The organism is Bacillus sp. FSL K6-2944, from assembly GCF_038005385.1.
GTDB classification, from domain to species: Bacteria; Bacillota; Bacilli; order Bacillales; family Bacillaceae_G; genus Bacillus_A; species Bacillus_A cereus.
Window position 1 is genome coordinate 2,245,330 of the sequence record NZ_JBBOTE010000001.1, and the last position, 23,319, is coordinate 2,268,648.

The window sequence follows — 23,319 nt, forward strand, 5'->3', positions numbered from 1 at the left end:
CACATTATGAACTGCTACTAGCAGAAGATGTTGCTACAGATGAAGCGGCAATCGTTGCCATCATGGCTGCCTGTTGTGCTTGTATGAGGACTTCTATCATTGTTTGTAAACCTGTGTTAGTAGCTTTACTTTCCTCACCTTTCTGACTTACGAACAGTTGAATAGCAATAAGAATAGTTGTATCTGTATGCCAACGGAACAATTTATCCCCCTGCAATTTTTCAATAAATGCTCGAATAGAATGAATCTCTTTTTCTCCGTCCTCGAGTAACGCTAGTAGCCCGATAGCTGGGTAATGCATCTGTTTTACTTTTACCTTTTCTTGCTTTAACAAATTCCATATATTTGTACATTTTGCAACTAATAGTTCTTCCCTGACATCCTTCTTTAGTGAAAGAATATGACTCAAAAATTGAAGATCATTCCCTTTACGCAAACCAGCTGTCGCTAGTTTCTGATAAAGACGTTCCACTCGGTCCATAAGTGTTTCTACATGCTCTGATTGTCCTGCTAATAAAACTGCGAGCGGATAATCATTTGTACTTGTAAGAAAGAGGTGATCCTTTTTCATGCGTTTATATACTTGCATCGAACGCTGAATGTGCGCGCCATGCTGTTCATTTTCTTCTGTTAAAAGCACAGCTGCTGCGAGATAAGTAAATATACTCCGGCTAAAGCCACCAGTGACCAATTGTTCATATAAATCTAAAAACTTCCGAAAAGCTTCCTTGTAATCTGTAAAGTGAATATCTAATGTTGCGGCCACTACAAAACGATGATAAGACTTTAAGTATGAAAACATCCCTACCTGATTCTTAATATAACTACTAATTTCTAAAAAGCGTCCGAGATCAAACAATTTATCACTACCTGCATACATAGCAGCAATCATCATTCCTGTTCGAGAATCACTCGTTTTCCATTTTAGTTCTCCCTTTAACTGTACATATGTATGTTTATATTGCTCCAACTTTTGCTCTAATGTAATCATAGTATTCACCCCTATTTCTAGTTCTTCTCTATTATTATACGTATATTCCATATTTATGAATACTATAATTAATAATCACAACATAAAAAATTATAAAATTCTCTAATCCTTCAAGAAGTTATACAAAAAAGGTAGATAATAATTTATCTACCTTTTTTGTATATATTATTTAACATTACAACTGTATTGCTTGTTATATGCAATTAAGACTAAAGAGCTTTAATAATACGTTCCATCGCCTTCATTTGCCCAATATGATCAGCTTCATGATAAAGCATCATACCGTAAAGCTCCCCTACTGTTTCCAATCCTAGGAATGGCTCTGGCAGTTTATTTTCAAATGCTTCTGCTGGAATTTCGTTAATACGTTTTGCTTGTTCTTTTAATTGAGCCGTTAACACTTCTAACGATGGTCCTTCTGTCGTCCATTTAGATGGTCTTGATCCATATCCAAACATACCTGGATATTCAGTTGGCAATTGTTTAAATTCTCTTCCGAACATGAAAGTCTCTGCTGCTGTTAACACGTGACCGATATGCCAACGAATTGTATTGTTAAAACCCTCTGGCTGCGTATCCACAGTTTTATCATCTAACGTTTCCATAAATTTAAGTAACGCCCTGCGCGTTATTTCAAATTGTTTTAAACCCACTAGTCTATTCATTTTATCGTTCCCCTTCTTGATGTACAATTTATTATGAACTAAGAATGTTCAACTTATTAAAGTTTCACCTTGTTTAATCTATCAGAAACAAATAAGAAATACATCTAATATGCTTATTAAAAATAATAAAAAGGTTCACTCCTCGTAAATATAGAATTACTTACTATGTTAATAAAAGAGGAGTGTACTTGCATGTTACATATTTTAAAACAACAATATAATCTTATTAGCTCTACAAGAGAAACTCTATTTTCGTTTTTGGAAGAAATCCCAGTAGAAAAATTACATAGCACAGTTCCTAATTTCGGAAGCGGTAGCATTATAAAGACTCATATTCATGTAGCCGATTGCTATCGATACTGGCTTGGATCATTCGCATTCAAGCAAAAAAGAGCAGATTTTTCATTTGCTAGCGATTACGAAATTGAGCATGCAGATGTGGAAAAAGTTCGCGCTAGATTTAAGTTAGTAGATGAGACTGTACAACGTTTTTTAGATGAATACAATGACCGTTGGCTCGAAAATATAGCAAATGAAGTGAAATGGCAAAAAGAACCTTGGAGCACAACTCCGCTATGGCTTTTAACTCATACGGAGACGCATGAATTTCACCATAAAGGACAAATTGTATCTATGGCTCGTCACCTTGGATATACTCCTCCTGATACAGACCTTAGTTAATACATTCGTGTTCATTTAAAAGCGGAATGAGCAGCAAGAATAATAGTATGATCAAAAAACTCGTTGATACATTTTGTTGTGTATAAAACATTTATTATTTGTTTTAGGTATACCATGCCATTATAAAATTCATGTAACATCGAATTAAGATTCATATTTTTTATGTAACTCATTGAAGAAAGTTAAGTATTTATACATTCAATTACTAACTAAAGGAGAAAATTATAATGAGATTAGAGAGCGAGAGAATTTATTTAAGGCCTCTTTGTCAGCTAGATGCTCCTATTATATTACAAAGTACAATGGATGATGAAATAAGATATATGACTGGAACTAAGTCCACTTTTTCATTGGAGCAAATTACGAAACATATAGATCATATAAATAATGATTCAAGTCGCTATGATTTCGCTATTTGTTTACAAAGTACTGACAAGATGATTGGAGAGTTGTCGATTTTAGATATCGATGAGGAGAACAAAAGAGCAGGATTCAGAATATCAATGCTTTCAATAGCATTAACAGGACAAGGCTATGGAACGGAAGCTATTAAAATAGTTTTAAGATTTGTTTTTGAACAACTATCATTAAATCGTTTACAGTTAGAAGTATTTAGCCATAATTTACGCGGAATTAAAGCTTATGAAAAAGTTGGTTTTGTAAAAGAAGGAACCTTACGTCAATCTTTATTTTATAACGATACATACTCAGATGAAATTATTATGGCCATACTTAAAAGCGATTATATAGAGAGACCTTTGTAAATGGATACAGTTAATCTATTAAACAAATTTAAAGAACCTTACCACAATAAAATGCAGTAAGGCTCTTTCATTTTTATATCAAATAACAGCTCTTAAAACATGTATAATCGTATTAATACCAAATAGTCTCCGCATAATTATATGCATCACTATTCGGAATTGCATGTTTCCCTTGTGCTTGTGCCTTTCTTGGATCTAAATCATATACCATTGGTGTATAGCATGATGTTTGCCCTTTATTTACAACACCATTTCCTCCAGCACTTCCGCAAGTGTATGCCTTTCCATCTGTTTTTCTAACAATCCTTGCATCAGCTTCATTATTATAAACTGCCAGGCGAGTTACAGTAACTTTTGCCCACGCTGTTTTACACGTCGTGCTAAATTTTAATTCTACATAAGAATTTGAATCAATCCACTTCTTTTCTTTCGTTACTGCGGATTGATCACAGCTGTTATAGTAAGGACTTTTCCCATCATATGAATGATCTTCTGCGTATACTTTATCGCTATTAGTCGTGCTAAACATACTAGTTACAATGAGTAAAGATAGCAATAAACATGCACTCGTCTTTTTTAAAAGTTTCATATCATTTCACTCCTTTATTAATAACGTGCTGTTTTTCCGTAACCGTTATTAAACGTAACTGCTTCAGCATCTGCTGTGTATCCGAAATCAGCAGTTAAATCAAATACAATTCCTGTATAAGTGCTCGTTTGACCTGTTTTTATTGTGCCGTTCCCCTGATTAGAAGTAACTGATTTTTGGAATACACCATTTTTGTATTTATTCACAACAGCGTACGCGTACACTCCTCCCGAAACAGCTGGTGCTGGTTGATCTAAAACAAACTTAGCCCATGCTGCATGACATTTATTACTGTAACGTAAATACACTGTCCCTACTTTTTTACTACCTTCATATACAGCTGTAGATTTTGCATTAAATCCATCTGCATCACACGTCGTACTTCCCCCGTATACTTTCGTTGTTGCTGGATTCTTCCCGTCATAATAACTACTTAAATCAGTAGCTGCAAATGTACTTCCTTGAAAACTAAATAATACACCTATACTTGCCGCACTTAACACGCATACTTTCATTAACTTTTTAAACATTTTAAATTCCTCCTCACAATAAGTACGTATACAAAAGACAAGCTATACTGCTATGTAAGTCCTCCTTTCACACTTCCTAGAGGCATCTTACAGAACGAATAAATGTTGTAAATTCCCTTACGATTATTGGAATATACAAAGAAATTTACTTATCCTTTTAAGAAAAAAAGTTGAGAAATACAAATTTGAAGACATCCTTTATTTCAAACATAAAAGAACCGATACTTGTTACATGCAAGCATCAGTTCTTTATACAAAATTGCCATTTTTTCTTTTTATAAAATAAATATTTCTCCACTTAATCCGTTGTAAAGAACTCCCTCGTTACATCAATAACTTGCTGCAGTGGCACTGTCATCCATTTGTCTTTATGCCAAGCGATTTGCGTATAAATCGGAGAGATTGTATTTTCTAAATGTAACTCTTTTATCGTCCCCTCTCGTATATCTTTTTCTACTACTATTGCTGGTAAAACGGCTATGCCTAAATCTGCAATAACACATTGTTTAATTGCTTCAACACTAACAAACTCAATTTTATTTGCTGGATATACATCTTCCCAGCGAAATAGCTCTTCAAATAAAGTCCGATACGAGCAGCCTAATTCTGTTAGTAACAGTGTTTCACTCTCTAAATCTTTTATAGAAGCAGTAGTCTGTTCAAGTAAACGATGTGTAGGAGCAGCTACTACTTTTAATTCTTCTTTCATAAGCGGTTCCACATGTAAAACATCTTCTGTTTTACACTCATCCAAAATAAATGCAAGATCTACTTTTCCCTCCATCAATTGTTCCTTCGCATCTTTATTGGAATGTGCTGGTTTAAATATAAGTTTTATTTTTGGGAATTGTATTTTAAACCTCTTTAATATAGAAGGCAGTCTGTATGTACATTGACTTTCTTGTGCACCAATTATTAACGTACCTGCTATTTCTTCATCATCTTTCACAGCCGTCTTTGCTTCGTTACTAAGTGCAATCATCTTGTCGGCATATAGTTGAAACTTCCTACCTGCTTCAGTTAAGAAAAGACGTTTCCCTAATCTTTCAAATAAAGGTGTACCAAGCTCAGCCTCTAATGTTTTAATTTGTGCTGTAACGCTCGATTGGGCAAAGTTTAATTTCTTCGCAGTTTGTGTAAAGTTCAAAGTATGTGCCGCTACTTTAAATGTAATTAACTGTTTTATTTCCATTTATCATCCCTCTTTTCAATCGATATTTCCGATTGATTCCATCGAAATAATCCTCTTTGTCTATTGATATTTGTATTGTATGATAAAGAACATCTATAAACAATATAAATGGAGGTATTCCATATGAAAGCACTTTGTTTCGAAACATTCGGAGACGCTAATGTTCTACACTATAAAGAAATACACGATCCAATCATAAGTCCAAATGAAATTCTTGTCCGCACGAAAGCAATCGGATTAAACTTCGCTGATATTTATAGACGCCGCGGCGATTATCATCTTGCTGGCAATCCGCCTTATGTATTAGGTTATGAAGGAGCTGGAATTGTTGAAAAAGTAGGAGCTGACGTTACTACTATCAACCTAGGAGACCGTATTGCATTTGCGGACGTCCCATTTGCAAATGCAGAACTAGTTGCCGTTCCATCTGAAAAAGTAATCCCACTACCAGATTCTATTTCTTTTGAAACAGCCGCTTCTGTCTTATTACAAGGATTAACTGCACATTATTTAACGCACGATAGCTATCAACTAAAACAAGGTGATATAGCTTTAGTACACGCTGCAGCTGGTGGCGTTGGTCAACTTCTTATTCAAATGATTAAACTACAGGGCGGAACAGTAATTGGTCTTACATCATCAAAAGAAAAAGCAAAGATAGCTACATTAGCTGGTGCCGATCACGTATTTTTATATAACGAAGAATGGCATACGAAAGTACTTGAAATGACTAATGGAACTGGAGTAAATGTTGTATATGAATCAGTAGGTTCTACATTAGAGGAAAGTTTTAACGCTACTAAAATTGGCGGTACTGTCGTATTTTACGGAATGGCTGGTGGTAATCCTGCTCCAGTTGATCCGCGTATGCTTATGGATACTTCAAAAACTTTAACTGGCGGAGACCTTTGGAACGTGCTTACTACTTTTGAAGAACGTAAGCAGCGCTCTACTCAATTATTTGATTGGATCACTAGCGGAAAAGTAAACATCGCGAGTCCTACTACATTCTCTTTACAAGATGGTGCTCTTGCACATAAATTATTAGAGAGCAGAAAAAGTACTGGGAAGATTTTATTGATTCCATAATCGTTCCAATAAGAAAAGGAAGCTAGATTTCTCTACCTTCCTTTTCTTATATCTATTGGAGATTTAATTATATTTCAACACTTTCTTTCCCTTTTGCAACATAACTCATATCTCCAACAGACTCGACTGTGTATGTTCCATCTTGATATACAATTTTCGTCACACTAGCATTTTCCACTCCAAGTTTTGTTTTGCTACTGTCTAACATTTCTATTAAGGTAGTAATCAAAAGCCCATGAACGACAACTAAAACGTTACCGCCACCATTTCCAGCAGCTTCTTCACTAATTTTATCTATCTCTGTTTTTATACGAGTAGAAAATAAGTCCCAATCTTCCGCCTGTTTTGTAGGATCTGCTACTCTAATAAGATTAATCACTTCTTGAATAGAAAACTTCATAAGTTCTTCTGGTGATGCAACGCCTGCAGCTTTTCCAACCACATCCCACATATTCTCAAGTTTTTCACCTTCAAAAATACCGAAATTTAATTCTCGCAAATCTTTTCTTTGCTCAAGTTTTAATTTTGATTGCTCACTATATTTTAATACTAAATTAGCAGTTTCAATTGCGCGGCCGCTATCACTACTATATGCATTCATAAAATGAATATCTTTTAATCCTGTTCCTAAATTTGTGGCAACTTCAACACCTTTTTCTACTAAAGGAGAATCTGCCCAACCTTGCGCGCGATGATTCGTATTTAATATTGTTTTACCGTGTCTTGTAACATATAACGTCACTACATTCTCATTGCTATCTGTTTCTCGCTTATTCATTTCATTCTCTCCCTTTACGTTTCTATATCAATTTTACCACCTCAATTATTCATTGAGCAAAATATACGTCAGTAGATCCGCTTAATAAAAAAAGCTATCTTTCTGTATATCCATACAAAAAGATAGCACCTTTTATGATTACATTTCTTAACCGGTACTCCTACTCAGCAAAAGCACTCGAATATTGTACAATTCCTTCTACACCTCGAAGAGCATTTTCTGTTAATTCCATTATCATAAATACCTCTTCAGGCACTTCAAACGGCGCTTTTACATTCCACTCACTTGCTTTCTTAAAACCAAATTTCGGGTAGTACTCTGGATGTCCTAATACTACAACTGATCCGTATCCAAGTTCTTTCGCTTTTTCTAAAGCAGCCGTGATCAGTTTTCCGCCAATGCCTTTCTTCTGATGGCCCCTAGCAACTGAAACTGGTGCAAGCGCTAACGATTCTACAGAAGTTCCATCTTGTTCTATTGTAATTTTCGATAACATAATGTGACCAACTATATCTTCATCTACCGCAACAATTGATAACTCCGGAACAAACGCGTCACATTCTCTAATACGTTTTACAAGTTAGTTCATGTTCTGTTTTATCACTAAATTCTTCCTTTAAAAATGCTTCTTTTACGACTTCTTCTGTTTTTCTATAATCATTTTTTTGTTCTTGTCTAATCGTTACCATTTTAACTTATCCTCTATTCTTTCTTATTTCTTTTTGAATTTTACGCAGTGCTTTTTTCGATCCGCGCTCAATATCGTGTTGCATTTTTCTTTCTTTATAATCAACAAATAGTGTATTTAAATCGTATCCTTCTGGATATAACTCCTTCGCTGCTACTTCTAAAGTAATACGTTTTACATTTACTTCAACGAATTCACCGTTATAATATACAACAACGTTATAAAAATTATCTTTTTCCTTATAGATGATACCAAAATCATCATGATCCAATAAATTAACACGATCGCCGATTTTGTACTCATAATGAGATTCTCTTTTTTCTTGTACGAATTTCGGTTTTCTAATTTTACTTTCATTCACTTTTTCTAAAGCGTACTCTTTATTTCCCATGTACTCTTTCGCCCTTTTGAGTACATGTTCTTTTACGTTCATTTTATTCGCAATCCAAAGTGCATTACTTTCTCCTGATTTTCCGATAACTAATTTATAAAGCGGCTCTAACGTTTCACTATTAAACTGCATCGCTGCATTCATAAAGTCATCATGCATTTCTGAGAATCGTTTAATTTCTCCGTAATGCGTACTCGCAACGGTAATACATCCCGCAAAGTACAACTCTTCTAAAATAGAAATTGCAAGTGCTGCACCTTCATTTGGTTCTGTACCGCTCCCTATTTCATCAAATAAAAGTAACGTATTATTATTTGACATCCTCATAATCTCAGAAAGATTTTTCATATGAGATGAAAATGTACTTAGTGCGTTTTGGATACTTTGATTATCACCAATATCTACAAATACATTTTCAAAAATAGCGATTTCTGTCCCTTTATCTCCTGCAATATGAAGACCTGACATTGTAGCTAATGTTAACAATCCAATTGTTTTTAACACAATTGTCTTTCCGCCCGCATTCGGCCCTGTAATAATTAAACTACGATACTCTTGACCAATTTTAAAATTTAAGGGTACAACTTGCCCTGTTAAAAGCGGATGCTTACAATTCACTAAATGAATGTAGCCATGATCATTTAACTTCGGTTCTATTCCATCAATCGATTTACTAAACTTCGCTTTCGCAAATACCATATCATACTGACTAATTAGCTCCATGTTAATCTTTATACTATAAATATTTTCTAATACCATCCCTGATAAAGTCGCTAAAATTTGATATTCTTCAACCGCTTCTTCTGCTTTCAAACCTGCTAGTTCTGCATTCAATTTCGTAACCGTATGCGGTTCTATAAATACAGTAGAACCTTTTGCCGAGGCTTCAATAATACTTCCGGCAACTTGGTTTTTATAGGAAGATTTAATTGGAATCGTATAACGGTCATCCTTTTTACTAATAAAGAATTCCTGAATGAATTTCTTATTTGCACTACTATTTAAAAACTTCGTTAAACGTTCTTTTATTTTCCCATCTACAGAATCGATATTATTTCGAATTCGTTTTAACTCTTTACTTGCAGCTGCATCAATACTATTTCCTTTAATTGAAAAGTTAATTTCCTCTTCAATACTTTTATATTCAGTCATTGAATTTGCATAAGAAGCTAATACTGGTGCAAAAAATTCTTTATCTAACATAAACTTTTTAATCTTTCTACATCCACGTAAAAAGTCTGAAACACTCACTAATTCTTCTGGATCTAAAATCATACCTTTTTCTAATTTTTGAATTGTACTAGCAATATTAGAAATGCCGAAGAAAGGAACATGCCCTTCTGCATCTAATATAGCTCGTGCTTCTGTCGTTTCATTCAACCGATTTCTCACTACTTTTATACTCGTACTCGGCTCTAATTTGTTTAATAATTCCTTACCTAATCCACTTACACAATAAGATTTCACTATATCCTTTAATTCGTTATATTGTAACTTTTCAAAAGTCATCGTATTCATTTTGTTTCTCCTCACTATGATTGATTTTTATCATAAATGAAGATACCTACTCATTAGATTCCAATGAGTCATATATAAAATTCCATAATTATACAATAAAAACATATACAAAAAAGCTGCGGGGATACCGCAGCTTTTACATTTACAAGGCATGTGTAATAACATATGAGGAAATAAACCATAAAAAATAGATGGCAGTCCCTTATTACACGCTTTATAAAGTATTGTAGGTATCTTCATAGGTTTTGAAATAAATGCATGACAAAATTAGGGGTATGATGTACATAAAAATCCCCTGGTCTTATCCGATTTATTTCATTAAATTTTTCCTATTTAATACCTACCGCACTCACAAAAAGCACCTCTCATTAAGTTATATTATAGTCATTGAAATCTAATTTATTGAAATCATCATACTATATGTTACGTGAGAAGTAAAGGTGTCATACTTTTATAACTATACAGAATGTAAAAAGGAAGAGGAAAACTTATATTTCAGTCTACCTCTTCTTTTTCATCACCAAATTACTGCTGAACATATATGGAAACTGATCCTCCACTTACTTGGAATTGCCCCCACCCGTCCTTATTAATTGTTACAGTATTTGTTTGATTACCCGTAATATCGTACCATACTTCCCCTGCGTTATTCTTTCCAACATCCATCCACTTCGCCCCTCCTGGTCCATCAGAGATTAATGTTGCTAAACCAGAATTAGCATGTACACTATCACCTTCTCTTGTCCAGCCAATCACATCTGGATGATCAAAATAATCCCGCTGCGTACCATATGCAAAGTTTTTTCGTGCCGTCAAAATCGGATCAATTTTGTCCTTTAACGCTGGAATTTCATAGTTACTATTTCCTTTTGTACCATAGTAATCACCATAGAAAACAGAAGGATACCCCTCTGCACGCGTTAAAATAAATGCATATGCCAACGGTTTGAACCAAGGGCTCACTACAGATTCCAATGACTGACCAGGCTGTGAATCATGATTTTCAACTAGAGTAACCGCAAGTGTAGGATGATTCGCAACTACCGTTCCTTTTAAAATATTTCTCATATCATAATTCCCATTTCCTGTTGAAGCATAGTGAAAATTATAATGAAGTGGTGCATCGAACACAGATTGATTATAATTAACCTTCGCTAAATAATTATTTAAAGTCTGGATATCATTTTGCCAATATTCAGCTACTGTAAACATTTCTTTCCCTGTTTGCTGTCTAACGTGATTTACCCAATCGCGCAAATATTCATGATCAATATGTTTAACAGCATCTAAACGAAAACCATCTAAATTTAATTCATTCGCATACCACGTTCCCCATTTTTTCATTTCATTCGCAACATCTGGATGATCAAAATCAAGATCCGCATACATCAAATAATCATAATTCCCATTCTCGCTAGACACTTCCCAGTCCCATGCTTTACCTATGCCCCTAAATTTATAAATTCGGTTTAATTTCCTTCCTTCATCCCAATCCGTTCCGTCAAAATGATACCATTTCCATTTGAAATTAGAATAAGAATCTCCACGCCCTGGAAAGTTAAATCCCGTCCACGCACTAATTTCATAATCACCTGATACTTCATTATTTCGATTGCTCGGGTCTACCTCAACTGCTGTGACAGTTTCTGTATAATCAGCCCCACCTTTATGATTCATAACTACATCACCGTATACATCGATGTTTTTCTTATGTAAAGCGTCAATTGCAGATTTCAATTGTGCTTTCGTCCCATATTTCGTCCGCACTGTGCCCTTTTGATTGAATTCCCCCAGATCATATAAATCATATGCTCCATATCCTACGTCATTTTGCATAGTTCCTTTATATGCAGGTGGTATCCAAACAGATGTAATTCCTTTTTCCGCTAAATTTTCAGCATCAGTACGCAAACGATTCCAATGATTCCCATCATTCGGAGAATACCACTCAAAATACTGCATTAACGTCCCATTGTTAACTGTGTCTGCATATGCCTTACTCCCCTCATATATACTAGGTAAAAACATAACAACTGACAATCCGACTATTGTTATTCTTTTAAACATCTGTACACCATCCCCTTCCAAGAAAGCGTTTGCATAGTTTATCAGAATTATTATAATATTCGTCCCACCGTTAGTAAAGTAGCAATCTCTCACTCTCCCATATTATTTTTAATCTAATTTCAAATATTCAACGTAGTTTTCATTTCACATCCTATTCAAGATTGTTTACAATTTACCTATAAAAGCATAACGGAGGGATTTCGATGACAGACTTTCAAAAACAATTTTTCGCACGATTACATATAGAAGAAAAAGACACAGTTTCATTTGAAGATTTATCTAACATTATGTACGCAATGGCACAAACTGTTCCTTTTGAAAACTTAAATATTCTCGAAAAGAATTTTAAAGAAATATCAAAAGAAAATTTGAAAGAGAAAATTTTAGTAAATAACCGTGGCGGTCTTTGTTATGAACTCAATCCTACTATGTATTACTTCCTGAAAGATTCTGGATTCGATGTTCATCTCGTTTCAGGAACAGTTTATAACGCTGCAAACTCCATATGGGCTGTTGATTCTGGCCATATCGCAACCGTTTTAACACATCATAATGAACTTTATTTAATTGAAGTAGGATTCGGATCATACTTACCTCTTGCCCCTGTCCCTTTCTCAGGTGAAGTCATTCACTCTGCTACAGGAGATTATCGTATTCGTAAAGAAATGACCGAAAAGGGAAACTACATTTTAGAGATGCGGAAAAACAATGAGTTCTTGGATCAATCTTCTGCTGATGATTGGACGTTAGGCTATGCATTTTATATAGAAGAAGTGGATGAAGAAAAAGCAAATACAGCACAAAAAATTATCGTTGAACATGAAGGGTCACCCTTTAATAAACTACCTCTTATTGTAAAACTAACTGAAGATGGGCATGCCTCTTTAACGAAAGATAGCCTTACAGTAGCGAAAAATGGTAAAAAAACGAAAGAAACCGTTACAGACATGCAATTTACAAACCTTTTACATTCAAAATTTGGAATTACACTATAAGTATGTAAGCCTTGTTATTTTAGCAAGGCTTTTCAATTTTCAGCAGGGATTTTTTGCAATTTGTTGTATTTCATAGTTATATAGAAATATAACTACATGTTTAGAAAGGAAATGATTATGACAGAACTTAAAGATCGATTACAAGTAGCTGATATAGAAAAATGGGATTTAACAGACATTTACCATACAATTGAAGATTGGGAAAGTGATTTTCATAAAATTGAAGTATTAACGAAGGAATTACAAGAATTTAATGGCAATATTCACGATGGCAATAGTTTATTAGCTTATTTAACGAAGAGTGAAGAAATTTCTAGCATAATATCTTTAATGTTCGCTTATGCACGATTACAATCTGACCTTGATACACGCGATACTGACGCGCAATCTCTTGTCGATAAAGTATCACAATTACACGTGAAAGTAAGTGCAGCGAAATCTTTCTTTTCCCCCTTCTTACTTAGCATAGACGAAAACACATTACATTCTTACATAGAAGATACAGAAGGCTTACAATATTATAAAGAAGACTTATTTGAATTATATCGTTATAAAAAACACGTATTGAATAAGGACCAAGAAGCAATTTTATCACAAATGGGTGAAGCTCTTTCTTCTCCACAGCACACATTTGGTATGTTAAATAATGCAGATATATTATTTGGTGAAGTGACGACTGACGATGAAGAAAAAGTGAACTTAACACGCGGAATGTATGCAAAGTTAATAGAAGATACGAATCGTGAAAAGCGTAAAGAAGCTTATAAAGCATATTACAAACCATATGTTCAGTTAAAGAATTCCATCGCATCTACTTTATCCGCTGCTATTAAAAATAATGTTACTGTTTCGAAATTAAGAAACTATCCATCAGCGCTAGAGAAATCATTATTTGGCGATATGGTTCCGAAAGAAGTATACGAAAACCTAATTGATACAACGAAAAAAAACATTCAAACATTACATACATACAATGAAATTCGAAAAGAAAAATTAAACGTAGATGAACTAAGACAATACGACTTAGGCGTCGATTTAGTAGAAGGTGCAAAACAAGACATCCCATATAGTGAAGCATTTGACATTATGATTGCATCACTAGCTCCTTTAGGAGAAGAATATATTGAGACATTAAAAAGTTTTAAAGATAAAAGATATATAGACGTAAGAGAAACACCAGGAAAACGTTCTGGTGCTTATAACTTTGGTGTATACGGCGTTCATCCTTTCATTCTTTTAAATCATCACGATGATTTAAACAGCCTGTTCACTCTTACTCATGAATGCGGTCACGGTATGCATACGCACTATTCACATGGATACCAACCAAGAATTTCTGCACATTATTCTATCTTTGTCGCAGAAGTCGCTTCTACAGTAAATGAAGTGTTATTAATTCACTATTTATTAAAAGAAGCAAAAGAAACGAACGTGCGTAACCATTTAATTAACCATTTTATTGAGAAATTTAAAGGTACTTTCTTTACACAAATTATGTTTGCAGAATTTGAAAAAATCACACATGAAATGGCTGAACAAGGTAAACCATTAAATGCACAAGTCTTCAGTGAAATTTATGAAAAGCTATTTAAAGAATATAACGGTGATTCACTTGTATTTGATGAAGAAGTAAAATACGGATGGGCTAGAATCCCTCATTTCTATCGCCCGTTTTACGTATACAAATATGCAACTGGATTCGCATCTGCCATTCAAATCGCTGATAAACTATTAAGTGGTGATCCGAATGCTCAGAAAAATTATATTGAATTCCTGAAAGGTGGAAGTTCTGACTATCCACTAAACTTATTGAAAAAAGCTGGTGTTGATTTAACTACGCCAGAACCGATTGAAAGTGCATTGAAACAATTCACTCAACTTGTTGAGGAGTTTTCAACATTATAAAAAGCATGCAGAGTATATGCTCTGCATGCTTTTTATTTGAATTACTCTATTCTATATGCTGCTGCGTCACACAATGAATCATACCACCGTATGCATACAATTCGTTAACATATATACCGACAATTCTTCTCCCTGGAAATTGACCTTCAATGATTTGAAGCCCTAATTTATCATGTTCATCACCGTATATAGGTACCAATACAACTTCATTACCAATGTAAAAATTTAAGTACGATCCTTTACAATCTGCTTCTTTTACCAATTTTCTTGTTACTGGTACTGGAATGAGCTGAAATGGCTTGCCATCTATATTTCTTGCTTGTCGCAATTCTTGATAATGCTTTTCGTACGCCTCCAAAAGATATGACTCTCCTTCACCGAAAGGATCATATTCATACAATATCGTATTTTCATTTACAAACCGTGCTGCGCCATCAATATGATAATCCGTATCTTCATCATAATTATCTTCTCCACGTATACCAGTTATCCATATAAAATTTGTTACTCCTAAATATTTCGTTAACTCCATTTCAATTTCTTTCTGACTTAGTGTAGGATTTCGATTTTCATTTATAATAGACGTTTCCGCCGCCATTAAGGTCCCGTTTCCGTTTGTCTCAATTCCCCCGCCCTCTAGACAGACACTAGATTCAACTTTTGGAATGCGATACATTTCACTTATTTTATTCGGAATATTAGCGTCGTTTTCGTACGGATATTTATCTCCCCAACCATTAAATATCCAGTGCGTTAGATAGCGGTTCCCTTCTTTATCTTTTACAAAGATTGGTCCGTTATCTCTTATCCAAATATCATCAGTTTCTTGAATTAAGAAATCAATTTTATTCATATTCACGTTAGCTTCCATTAACTTCGATTGGACATGTATTTTTTCTTCTTCATCACATACAACAATATGGACATTTTCTCCATAGTGAAGCTCCTTTGCCATCGATATCCAAATATCATCTAACTTAGCTCTGTAACCTTCACCCCTATGTGTTTTATCATGTGGCCATTGGAGCCATGTACCTTCATGTTTCTCCCATTCCGCAGGCATATAATACAAACTATTTTCTATATTTCTCATACGTGTTCACCCCTCGTAAAATATAGTTTAGATAAAGCTTTCTGTTTTTAAATCACCCTCATGTAAAGCTTAAACTATACCAAAAGATTCCTTACGGAATTTGTTTCGATACTGTTGAATTTCTCAGATACAATGGATGTATGGAAAGGATCCATCGGGAATTTGCTTATCACCCCTGTAGCAGTGTCTACGATACTAAGTCTGTTACCCGAGCCATTGTTATCACTACCAACACACTAGCTGTTTCGATAGCGAATTGGGCTTTTGAATAGTAGTTCAAAAGGTAGCCCCCAAAAAGCTGTCATTGTATTCTTGTAGGCGAGGTTGTGGTTACGCAATGAGCTTCTGGGAAATCCCACAGTATCGAAGCATTTTCTAAATTATTCATGAAAGGAGGTCCTTCCAAATGAAATTATTTGTTGGTTTAGATGTCAGCTCTGAAAAACTAGATGTTTGTTTTTTATCAGACGATGATAAGTTGACAATCCTTCTGGAAGAGAGTCTAGGTAATGACATAGAAGGTGCCAGCCAAATCAAACAAAAAATCTTGACATTTCAAAAGGTCTACTCGTTTTCTCAAATTGTGATTGGTATGGAGTCCACCTCTATGTATAGTTTTCACCCTGCAACATTTTTTAACGAGGATCGAGAACTACAACGTATCAATACCGTCGTTACAATTGAAAATCCTTTTCGAATCAAACAATTCAGCCGAATATTTGATGAAGATAAAACCGATAAAAATGATGCGATGCGAATCGCTGACTTTTTAAGAATCCAACGGTATACTACCTCTCCAATTAAAGAAGAGAAATATATGGCGCTACAACGCTTAACTCGAACACGTTATCAACTAATTGGACAGCTTGTAGAAACGAAACAGCATTTTCTTGAAAATTTAACTTACAAATGTAACGCGCTCACGCGCGAATTGAAAAATAGTAAAACGACTTCTTCTGTATTTGGCGCAACCTTACTGTCTTTAATGACAGAAGATTATGGATTGGATGAGTTAGCCCATATGCCTTTAACAGATTTCGCTTCTTTACTTCAAGAAAAAGGAAACGGTCGATTTAAAAATCCGGAAGGATTAGCGAAAACAATTCAACGCGCCATTACGATGTCTTACCGCTTAGGTGAAGTGGCTCAACAATCTGTCAATATTATTTTGAGTGTTCTTGCCCGTGAAATCCGTGCACTAGAAGCTAGTATCAAAGACCTTGATAAGGCAATTGAACAGCTCGTCATTGTCTTACCAGAGTATCAATGTCTGACAAGTATTCCGGGTATTGGCAAAGTTTACGCTGCGGGATTACTTGCCGAAATTGGACAAATTCAACGCTTTGAAGATCAAACAAAACTAGCTAAATACGCCGGATTAAGTTGGAAAATCAAGCAATCAGGCAATTATCAGTCTGAGAATACACCATTAACCAAACAAGGCAATCGTTATCTTCGCTATTACTTAGTTGAGGCTGCCAATTCAGTAAGAAGATATTTGCCTGAATATCAAGTGTTTTATCAAAAGAAATACAACGAAACACCCAAACATCAACACAAAAGAGCCATCGTCTTAACCGCAAGAAAATTTGTGCGTCTGGTGGATACGCTACTACGTAACCATCAACTCTACACGCCACCAAGGAGCGTGATAGAAAAATAACCCTTGGTTATTGATGCACCCTTGGAAAACGGCCCGAAAAAATTGCATTTTTGGTCGGGTCTATTTCCGTATGCTTTAAAAAATTGCACCTAGAAAAAATCAGTCTTGTTTTACTCTTGACTTATTACCACTAGACTTATATGAATGTATGTCCAGTCTATACTTTGACATCGTGTTAAGGTCAACAGGAATATATTCATTTACTTGTAGCAACTTTATAAGGTGACTCTTTATTTCTCCTTGTGATACACTACTTCTCCTTGTAAAACCGTCACTAAAACTTTCGCATTCGGAATCTTATCGGCACTCATTTTAGTAATATCTTCATTTAGTAATACCATATCAGCTGATTTGCCTACTTCAATCGAACCTGTAATGTTATCAAGACCTAGCGCTTTAGCTGGCTTAATTGTATAGGCATCAATAGCTGCGTATACATCAGACAAGCCCTTTTCATCAATGCTTAATGCATTTGAAATCGTCACAAGTGGATTCAGTTCGTTTACATCCCAATCACTACTAAGTGATACATTCGCACCGGTTTTCCAAATTCGCCCTAACGGCATAATTCGTTTCATTTGCTGATTTGTAAAATACGTACTTGCCCAGCTTTGTTTTGGATCTTCCGCAAAATCATGACCTACTTGAAAATCAGCGCTAATACCTAACTTAGCAAAACGATCTATATCACTATCTTCTACCATTTCCACATGCGTAAGTGTATAAGGCTGGTTTGCACCTTCTTTTTTCGCTGCTTCAATCGCATTTAAACTCTCTCTTACCCCAGCATCTCCAATTGTATGAATAAGTGCACCGTAACCAATTTTATTTAATTCGGTTAACCACCATTTCATTTTTTCTTCTGGAATATAATTCAACCCATACGGAGTTCCTGTAAACCATTCAAATTTATATTTTTCTAGTGTTTTAGCAGTGCTATTAATACTAATTCCATCACTATACATTTTCACTTGATTAATAAGCATACGGGATGACACATCATCACGCTTAATTTTTTTGAAATACTCCATTTGTTCTGCTTCGTTTAAATTTGGATATACCCATGGTCGAAGTACTACGCGTGACGTTAGCTTTTTTTCGTCATTTACTTTATTCCAAACGTCTAACCAGCCTCGCTTCCAATAAAGACGTCCATCACCAACTGTAGTAATACCATTCTTTGCAACCTCATCTAAACCGTCTAATAAACCTTCATAATTTTTTTCAAACAGATTTGGTTGAGAATTCCATGCTTTTTCCATCACGATATCTCCTGCTGTATCATAAAGAATACCAAACGGTTCTCCTGTCTCGGAATCCCGAATAATCCTTCCACCTTGTGGATCTTTTGTATCTTTATTTATTCCAGCTAACTCGAGTGCCTTTGAATTAACCCATACAGAATGGGAGGTTCTTTCCATAATTAATACTGGATTATTAGGAAATAACTCATCAAGAACTTGTAATGGGGTTTGTTGCTCTGATTTTTCGTCCATATCTTTTAACAACGCTTCCAAACTGAACCCCGTTCCACTTATCCATTCGCCATCTTTCACACCTTTTTTACAAGCCTTTAAATACGAGCGTTGTTTTTGCAGAGAAGCATCTGGTGAGACACTACAATTTCCTGCTGCTGGTGATTTTGCTTCAAATATATGATTATGATTGTCCACAAAACCAGGAAGGATAAAACGTCCTTGTAAATCCACCACTTTCGTATCTTCATTTATAAATTCCTCTACATCCTTGTTTGAACCAACAAATATAATTTTCCCCTCTTTAACGGCTACAGCCTCTACGATGTCTTGCTTTTCATTTGAAGTATAGATTGTACCATTTTTAAACACTACATTTTTAGGTAACTGACTTGGTAGTACAGCGCTACCACTCTCACCTTCTCCTACTCCAGCAGTACATGCGGAAATCCATACCATACTTAGAACGAGACAAATAATCATGATTGTTCTTCTCATATTCTCTCTCCTTTTTATTATGATAAATTGCTTTCATACATAGAATAAGGATTGACATAATGTTAATGTCAATCCTTATTCTCATTCTATTTTCGTAACTAAAAAACAAATTTGTGTCACATACTCTTCTGCTAAACAATCACATTCAGGTCCCTTTATATAAACCTCATATGGCGAATTAATTATCACATACCCATTTCTTTCAATCCATTCTTCTAACGCTATATAAGCGTAACCTATATAGTCGTAACTTCCATAATGCATAGTAGTAACGATATGATGTGGACTTAGTTGTTTCATTTCATACTCTTGTGCTACGTCTTCATCATTCCCCTGCATAACCGGGATTCTTAATTCAATATCACTGTTACTTGGAATATATTCTTCATCATAAAAGACTGCAGATGGTGAACCGACTATTTGAAAATTATTTTTTTGTACCTCTTCATATAAGTCATAAAAATAATCATCCATATCATCTATATCTATTTTTACTCTTTGAGTAATTATCGTTACTTCATTCCTCATTCCCATTAATATATCGTAATTTCTATGACGAGCAATATTTAGACTACTATTCACCTTTACCATTTCATTCATTTCTGAAATAACCTGTAAATTTTGCTTCACTTCATGAGACAACTCGATAATTTGTGATTGTATATGTTGAACAAACGAATCTTGATCTGATGACTGCAAAACAATTTTAATTTTTGGAAGAGGAAATTTATACTCCCTTAACTTTTTGATTTTCAACGCTACTTCCAGCTGCTCTTGTTCATAATATCTATACCCATTAACCGGATTCACATATGCCGGTTTTAATATCTCCTCTTTGTCATAATGTCTTAACATCCGCGTACTCATTTTACAAATCCGAGAAAACTCAGCGATGGTATACATATCAATACTCCTTGAATAGATTTTCTTTTCATTACTTATTTATTAAAACCAATCAAAAATCTTCTTCATTGAAAAATCTTCATTCTGATTTTTTAATCTTCTCATTTTTGAAGGTAACAAATGGCTTGGACAATACCACGTTAAACAATTCATTGCGCCTCCCATTGTTGATATTTCTCCTACATGAATTTGAATAACTTGCTTCTCCGTATACTGTTGAATATATCGTAAAACTTCCTCATCTTTAGCTAGTCCAAACTTAGGAACATAAAGAGCATCACATGATTCTAACATATTTATATACAACCCTTTTGCTGATGCTATCTCTTGATCATATTGTCCTTTCTCTGTATATGATGAAGGAACAACTATAAATTCAGCTTCTGGCATTTGTTCTTGAATAATCTCTTGAACACTATATCTAAATTCATGATCCCCTAAAAAATCACTAATAAACATTGTATGTTCATCAATAAATTTAACCATTCCGTCTGCGTGTGCTAGTACATCCCCTTCTTCAGCAGGAATAATAATAACTCGGCTCACATCTAAATCCCATTCTAACTGCTCAATAATTTCCTCTTCTGTCCAATCATCGTTATCATCAAATATACGTTCTGTTAATATTACGGTATCTTTTTTATTCCAAATAAGATTACCACCATCTAATATTAATGGGGATTTCACATATTCAAAGTCATTCTTTTTCAACCATTTATTAAACTGTTGATCTAAATATCGCCCTTGATCATCTGGCAAATAATTTGGTCGATATTTAAATTTAACTAGATGATTTGTGACAACCGGTGCAACATCTCTTAGCCAAATATCATCATACTCAAAACAGCTCGTATGAAAGTCTTGTTCTTCAACAGATAAAGATATAAGTTGATCCGCAATTGATTTCTTTTCATTTAAACATTCATTAAAGTAAATCAAGTCTTCATAAAATGGTTGATAATATTCATTCGATTCGTCTGGTATTGCAGTAAAAATAATTCCATTATGTTTTTGTTCCATATTATTTACCTCGCTTTTTAATAGTAGTTACATAATTGATTTCACAAAGCCAACTAATCCTCAATTCATGTCTTTTTTATTCCAACTCATGCAACATGTACATTTTATGAATGGATTATAGCATGGAGGAATATTATATATTTATATAAAAAATATAAAGCTGACGTTAAGCCTTGAATTGACTCTTGACAAGTTTTTAAATAACCTATTTTAAAACAACAATACATGATCAAATGATTTTTTTATCAAGATTCAAACCCATTACTTCTAATAGATCATTTTGATTATATAGATTCACCAAATGCGCTTCTACTCCTATACAAATTCCTTCTAGCGGAAGATCATTTGGATCCTGACCAAAGGGATCTTCAATTTCAACCCCTATTGCTTCAATACCTATGAATGCAAAACTTATAAACGTAGTCGCAAGTACTGTAAACCATCCGAGACTATCAACAAGACCAATCGGTAAAGTTGCACAAAATATAATCAATAAAATTTTTATATGAGCAAAATATGCAAAAGGAATAGGTGTTGTTTTGATACGATCACATCCACCCACAGATGTAAGTAACGTATTCAAATCTGTTTCCATACTAATTATCGCATTTGGATGAATTTGCCCCGTTTTCAAACCTTTTGATAGTATAGTTTTCAACATAAAAACTATACTAATCGGTAAATGATTGGACTCAACCAAAAATGTTTTTTCCTTCTCAGAACAGACAGCAAGCAATGATTTCACTTCAGATAAATCTTTTTCCTCTCTCAAGTGTCCTTTCGCTAACTTTGGAAATGCAATTAATAGATGTAAAAATTTTATTTTTTCCTGCTCCATACTCTTCCCTTTAGAATCCCAATGACACAAAAAACTAATTGCTAAATTTCTAGTACAAGCACCAATCGTGCCAAACAGCTTTCTACCTTCCCAGTACCGATCATAGGCAGTATTCGTACGAAACACTAATAGTAATCCTAAAGCTCCTCCGACGATTACCCAAGGAGTCTGATTTATATTTATTTCTGTATAGTAATAATTAATCACAGCTACTATCGTTGAAATACACGTATATAATACGATTTGTGGGAAAATATCTCTTATAATTGTCCCTTTTAATGTAAATATTTGATGTAAACTATTTTGATTATTGTAATGAACCATATTTACAAAAACCTCTTTCTCTATTAACCTTTTATTCTTTTAAATCATGAAAGTATACAATTAAATAATAGAATCATAAACCCTATCATTATGAGGCTGGTTAAGATTATTTCTTTCAATACCGTTACTCCTTTTTTGCAAAAAGATAAAATATCTTATTTAATTCAACAACAAATGTCACTATTCTAAATCCCGACGCATCATTTTAGAATTCGCAATGAACAATGCACTAATTAGTACAAAGATTGCACAGGCATATAACAATAAATCTAACGGACTATCGTGATCTATAATGATGAGACGCACAATAGCTGTTATACCTATATATATAAAATATCGTAATGGAAAATGAAAATTCATTTGAAAATACTTTATAATCATTACGATGAATTCAAAGTACAAAAAGAATACAACGATACTATCAATTAAATGATAACTAGATTCATTACTATCCAATTTCATTTCTTGTATAAACTGAATGACTTCTTTCATAAGAAACACACTTAGAACAACCCCTAAGCAAATTAAAGCTACATTTAAAATGTACTGCAAAACGATAGGGAAATACGAAAACACTATTTTAAAATTCTTTAACACAAACATTTTTCTCCTTTACCATATAAAACGAAAAGCGAACATACACTACAATTCATTTATCATTA

At 34.2% G+C, this 23,319-nt stretch carries 20 protein-coding genes and 1 pseudogene; 6 read left to right on the forward strand and 15 right to left on the reverse strand.

Annotated features, from left to right (window positions below; genetic code table 11):
* Positions 1 to 4: 4 nt before the first annotated feature.
* Entirely contained in the window at positions 5 to 1,042 is a 1,038-nt protein-coding gene (locus MHH55_RS11390; RefSeq protein WP_002041575.1) for a DUF4003 domain-containing protein, read from the reverse strand.
* Positions 1,043 to 1,200: 158 nt separating this feature from the next.
* Complete coding sequence (locus MHH55_RS11395) at positions 1,201 to 1,656, reverse strand: DinB family protein (protein WP_078187369.1); 456 nt, start codon at positions 1,654 to 1,656, stop codon at positions 1,201 to 1,203.
* 192 nt (positions 1,657 to 1,848) lie between these two features.
* Here MHH55_RS11395 and MHH55_RS11400 point away from each other — a divergent pair, with 192 nt between their 5' ends.
* Positions 1,849 to 2,337, forward strand: a complete 489-nt coding sequence (locus MHH55_RS11400) for a DinB family protein (RefSeq protein WP_000902404.1) — start codon at positions 1,849 to 1,851, stop codon at positions 2,335 to 2,337.
* Between the two features lie 227 nt (positions 2,338 to 2,564).
* Entirely contained in the window at positions 2,565 to 3,101 is a 537-nt protein-coding gene (locus tag MHH55_RS11405) for a GNAT family N-acetyltransferase (RefSeq protein WP_001235433.1), read from the forward strand.
* 112 nt (positions 3,102 to 3,213) lie between these two features.
* Here the strand turns inward: MHH55_RS11405 and MHH55_RS11410 are convergent, their stop codons facing one another.
* From MHH55_RS11410 to MHH55_RS11420, 3 genes are all read right to left on the reverse strand, one after another.
* A complete protein-coding gene (locus MHH55_RS11410; protein WP_000771156.1) occupies positions 3,214 to 3,690 on the reverse strand; it encodes a DUF2690 domain-containing protein in 477 nt (158 codons plus the stop codon).
* Positions 3,691 to 3,707: 17 nt separating this feature from the next.
* Entirely contained in the window at positions 3,708 to 4,220 is a 513-nt protein-coding gene (locus MHH55_RS11415) for a DUF2690 domain-containing protein (RefSeq protein ID WP_078187368.1), read from the reverse strand.
* Positions 4,221 to 4,518: 298 nt separating this feature from the next.
* Positions 4,519 to 5,412: a LysR family transcriptional regulator gene (locus tag MHH55_RS11420; RefSeq protein WP_078187367.1), complete on the reverse strand. Its 894-nt coding sequence runs from the start codon at positions 5,410 to 5,412 to the stop codon at positions 4,519 to 4,521.
* Positions 5,413 to 5,535: 123 nt separating this feature from the next.
* On the opposite strand from MHH55_RS11420, the gene MHH55_RS11425 reads away from it, so the two are divergent.
* On the forward strand, positions 5,536 to 6,501 hold the full coding sequence (locus tag MHH55_RS11425; protein ID WP_078187366.1) for a quinone oxidoreductase family protein: 966 nt from the start codon (positions 5,536 to 5,538) through the stop codon (positions 6,499 to 6,501).
* A gap of 67 nt (positions 6,502 to 6,568) precedes the next feature.
* Here MHH55_RS11425 and MHH55_RS11430 read toward each other — a convergent pair whose 3' ends face one another.
* The 4 genes and pseudogenes from MHH55_RS11430 to amyS all read right to left on the reverse strand — a co-directional run bounded on the left by MHH55_RS11430 (position 6,569) and on the right by amyS (position 11,943).
* Positions 6,569 to 7,279, reverse strand: coding sequence for a histidine phosphatase family protein (locus MHH55_RS11430; protein ID WP_016123107.1), 711 nt, complete (start codon positions 7,277 to 7,279; stop codon positions 6,569 to 6,571).
* Between the two features lie 160 nt (positions 7,280 to 7,439).
* Positions 7,440 to 7,968 (reverse strand): annotated as a pseudogene (locus MHH55_RS11435) (GNAT family N-acetyltransferase).
* Between the two features lie 6 nt (positions 7,969 to 7,974).
* The gene (locus MHH55_RS11440; RefSeq protein WP_078187365.1) at positions 7,975 to 9,876 is read right to left on the reverse strand and encodes an endonuclease MutS2; all 1,902 of its coding nucleotides are present in this window, start codon (positions 9,874 to 9,876) and stop codon (positions 7,975 to 7,977) included.
* A gap of 525 nt (positions 9,877 to 10,401) precedes the next feature.
* Positions 10,402 to 11,943, reverse strand: coding sequence for an alpha-amylase (amyS, locus tag MHH55_RS11445; RefSeq protein WP_000476409.1), 1,542 nt, complete (start codon positions 11,941 to 11,943; stop codon positions 10,402 to 10,404).
* 203 nt (positions 11,944 to 12,146) lie between these two features.
* Here amyS and MHH55_RS11450 point away from each other — a divergent pair, with 203 nt between their 5' ends.
* Together MHH55_RS11450 and pepF are read left to right on the forward strand one after the other, a co-directional pair.
* The gene (locus MHH55_RS11450) at positions 12,147 to 12,938 is read left to right on the forward strand and encodes an arylamine N-acetyltransferase family protein (protein ID WP_078187364.1); all 792 of its coding nucleotides are present in this window, start codon (positions 12,147 to 12,149) and stop codon (positions 12,936 to 12,938) included.
* 117 nt (positions 12,939 to 13,055) lie between these two features.
* Complete coding sequence (pepF, locus tag MHH55_RS11455; protein WP_078187363.1) at positions 13,056 to 14,843, forward strand: oligoendopeptidase F; 1,788 nt, start codon at positions 13,056 to 13,058, stop codon at positions 14,841 to 14,843.
* 46 nt (positions 14,844 to 14,889) lie between these two features.
* Here pepF and MHH55_RS11460 read toward each other — a convergent pair whose 3' ends face one another.
* The gene (locus MHH55_RS11460) at positions 14,890 to 15,936 is read right to left on the reverse strand and encodes an agmatine deiminase family protein (RefSeq protein WP_001244204.1); all 1,047 of its coding nucleotides are present in this window, start codon (positions 15,934 to 15,936) and stop codon (positions 14,890 to 14,892) included.
* Positions 15,937 to 16,342: 406 nt separating this feature from the next.
* Here MHH55_RS11460 and MHH55_RS11465 point away from each other — a divergent pair, with 406 nt between their 5' ends.
* On the forward strand, positions 16,343 to 17,599 hold the full coding sequence (locus tag MHH55_RS11465) for an IS110 family transposase (protein ID WP_078188167.1): 1,257 nt from the start codon (positions 16,343 to 16,345) through the stop codon (positions 17,597 to 17,599).
* 230 nt (positions 17,600 to 17,829) lie between these two features.
* Here the strand turns inward: MHH55_RS11465 and MHH55_RS11470 are convergent, their stop codons facing one another.
* The 5 genes from MHH55_RS11470 to psiE all read right to left on the reverse strand — a co-directional run bounded on the left by MHH55_RS11470 (position 17,830) and on the right by psiE (position 23,254).
* Positions 17,830 to 19,572, reverse strand: a complete 1,743-nt coding sequence (locus tag MHH55_RS11470) for an amidohydrolase (RefSeq protein ID WP_001254972.1) — start codon at positions 19,570 to 19,572, stop codon at positions 17,830 to 17,832.
* Between the two features lie 81 nt (positions 19,573 to 19,653).
* On the reverse strand, positions 19,654 to 20,475 hold the full coding sequence (locus MHH55_RS11475; protein WP_000287978.1) for a MerR family transcriptional regulator: 822 nt from the start codon (positions 20,473 to 20,475) through the stop codon (positions 19,654 to 19,656).
* Positions 20,476 to 20,517: 42 nt separating this feature from the next.
* On the reverse strand, positions 20,518 to 21,495 hold the full coding sequence (locus MHH55_RS11480; protein WP_000435519.1) for an agmatine deiminase family protein: 978 nt from the start codon (positions 21,493 to 21,495) through the stop codon (positions 20,518 to 20,520).
* A gap of 229 nt (positions 21,496 to 21,724) precedes the next feature.
* Positions 21,725 to 22,657 (reverse strand): bestrophin family protein, encoded by a 933-nt coding sequence (locus MHH55_RS11485; protein WP_078186884.1) that lies wholly within the window; start codon positions 22,655 to 22,657, stop codon positions 21,725 to 21,727.
* A 180-nt stretch (positions 22,658 to 22,837) separates the two neighbouring features.
* The gene (psiE, locus tag MHH55_RS11490) at positions 22,838 to 23,254 is read right to left on the reverse strand and encodes a phosphate-starvation-inducible protein PsiE (protein ID WP_006923430.1); all 417 of its coding nucleotides are present in this window, start codon (positions 23,252 to 23,254) and stop codon (positions 22,838 to 22,840) included.
* Positions 23,255 to 23,319: the final 65 nt, after the last annotated feature.